The sequence below is a fragment of the uncultured Blautia sp. genome (assembly GCF_902497045.1).
In the GTDB taxonomy this organism is placed as follows: Bacteria; Bacillota; Clostridia; order Lachnospirales; family Lachnospiraceae; genus Blautia_A.
This window is the reverse complement of the sequence record NZ_CABVDF010000325.1, coordinates 1-2,279: the sequence shown is the minus strand read 5'-3', so window position 1 is coordinate 2,279 and position 2,279 is coordinate 1. Positions and strand designations below refer to the sequence as shown.

3 protein-coding genes are annotated in these 2,279 nt (G+C 41.7%); all 3 read right to left on the bottom strand.

All coding sequences use genetic code 11. The annotated features are described in order from the left end of the window. Nucleotides 1–545: ATP-binding cassette domain-containing protein (locus RDS42_RS14285; RefSeq protein WP_308784246.1), on the bottom strand; the 545-nt coding region annotated here is incomplete at its 3' end. 103 nt (nucleotides 546–648) lie between these two features. Continuing rightward, entirely contained in the window at nucleotides 649–1,701 is a 1,053-nt protein-coding gene (locus tag RDS42_RS14280) for an autoinducer 2 ABC transporter substrate-binding protein (protein WP_308784245.1), read from the bottom strand. Nucleotides 1,702–1,895: 194 nt separating this feature from the next. Continuing rightward, the coding region (locus tag RDS42_RS14275; protein ID WP_308784244.1) for a substrate-binding domain-containing protein at nucleotides 1,896–2,279 on the bottom strand (384 nt) is incomplete at its 5' end.

Below are 2,279 nucleotides of genomic sequence, written 5' to 3'. Positions count from 1 at the left end.
AATAAAGAATTTACTTCTTTTTTAGTAAGAGCAGTAGTCGGCTCATCCATAATGATCAGACGGGCATTGGACATAAGAGCTCTGGAAATAGCAACCATCTGTTTCTGTGCCACAGAAAGCTTTTCCACTTTTTCATCCAGATCCACATCAAAATTGATCTTGGCAACCGCTTCCTCTGCGATCTTACGCACATTTTTCCAGCTTACTGTTTTTTTCCGGGATGCAAGTTCTGTGTTTAATGCAAGATTTTCAGCCACTGTCAGATTAGGAAACAGGGCAAAATCCTGATAAATAACCTGGATTCCCATATTGATCGCATCAATAGGTGATATTTTTTCCAGTTTTTTTCCATCAAATTCAATGGTTCCGCCATCCCGCTGATAGACACCGGATATAATTTTAATAATTGTTGATTTGCCGCATCCGTTCTCTCCAGCAAGACAATGGATCTCACCGGGAAGAATTTCCAAGGATACGTCTCTAAGTGCATGCACATTTCCAAAAGAGATCTTTACATGCTCTGCTTTTAATAAACTCTGAGACATACTTTCCTCCTCTCTTCTCTCCCATGCCTGAACCATACAGACATTTTAGAAAGCAGGGGACGCTGCATCCCCTTTTATGTATCTGCAGCATCCCCTTTATTTTTTAGAATCCGAGATCGTCTACGTTTTCTGCGTCGATCGTGATCCAGCCCTGGCCTTCAAGTACAGTTTCAGAACCTTCACGGAAGTTCATTTCTGTATAACCATCTACATAAAGGTTTGCCGGAGCTGCGATTTCTTCGCCATTAAGGACTTTACATGCAAGGTCAACCATTGCTGCGCCTGATTTTGCAGGATCCCACAATGTCAGGGATTTCAGAACGCCTGATTTCAGCAGTTCTGCGTTGTCAGCCGGCATTCCTGTACCAGATGTAAAGAACTTGTCTACCAGACCAAGCTCCTGGATTGCCCTTGCAACACCAGGTGCATCAAAGGAAGATGTTCCCATGATACCTTTCAGATCCGGATAAGTTTTGATCAGCTCTTTTGCTACGTTGTAAGCAGTATCGCCATTATCGTCTGATTCAACTCGTGGATTTTCTTCCAGAAGAGTCATATTCGGATAATTCTCTTTCTGATACTCTACAGCTGCATCTGCCCACTCATTATGAGAACCATTGGTAAGAGAAGCTACCATTGTAGTATAAAGTCCCTCTTCGCCCATTGCCTCTGCAAGGTTCTGCATAATAAATGCACCATATCCTTCATTGGAGAATGCTTCAATGTCATAATCAACATTTTTAAGATCTGCACCCTCATGAGTAATAACAACGATGCCTGCATCTTTTGCTTTCTTTAAGGTAGAATCCATAGATTCCATATCAACAGGTACGACACAGATTGCATCAACATCCTGAGCAATCAGGTCTTCTACAAGCTGAGCCTGTTTTGTTGCATCGATCGTTCCGGTATCGATCTGGTAGCAGTTTACACCAGTCTTATCCGCAAAATCCTTAACACCTGTATCCATACGTACAAACCACGGATTGGTGGAATCCTTAGGTACAACGGCAATCTCCCACTCTTCTTCTGCAGCCTTGACAACAGCTTCATCTGTTGTCGGATCCGGTTCTTCTGCAGCAAATACAGATGTACAGCTTCCTACCATACCCATTGTCATAACAGCACATAAAGTAACAGCAACTGATTTTTTCATTATGAATTCCTCCTTCATATCTTGGTTTTTCATATTTTGTGAAACAATCCGGTCAAAAAAGAATATCCGGGTTCTTTTTCTCTTCCCTCCTTGCCATACCCCTATCCTTTTTATTGAATCGTTTCAAAAAATCATAACAAAATAGATAAGTCCGCTTTGGACTTCTCATCCTGAGCGACTTGCTGCCCTGCCATTCAGCAGGATTCCCGCATCAGCACTTTCTGCGGAAGAACAATTTCTTCCCGTATACCGTTCTGATGTATTTTTTTGACAGCTTCCCACAGTTTTTTACCAAAAAGTTCCTGATTCTGTTCCACTGTTGTCAGTCTGGGATTAACATAACCAGACAGGTCAATATTATCAAATCCTATAAGTCCAAAATCTCCGGGAATAGAATAACCTTTCTCATTGATCGCCCTCATCATTCCAACTGCAAGGTAATCCGAGGTGGCGATCCAGGCCTCTGGAAGTTCCTCTTTTTTATGCGTTTCCAGAATTTCTTTCATATAAAGATATCCGTTTTTCAATTTATCACCGGACAAAGATTCTTTTCCAAATATAAAGCGTTCCGGCTCTTT

What these genes read in the sequence shown, in the direction of transcription:
- RDS42_RS14280 (WP_308784245.1), bottom strand. Translation starts at nt 1,701, where the DNA reads ATGAAAAAATCAGTTGCTGTTACTTTATGTGCTGTTATGACAATGGGT.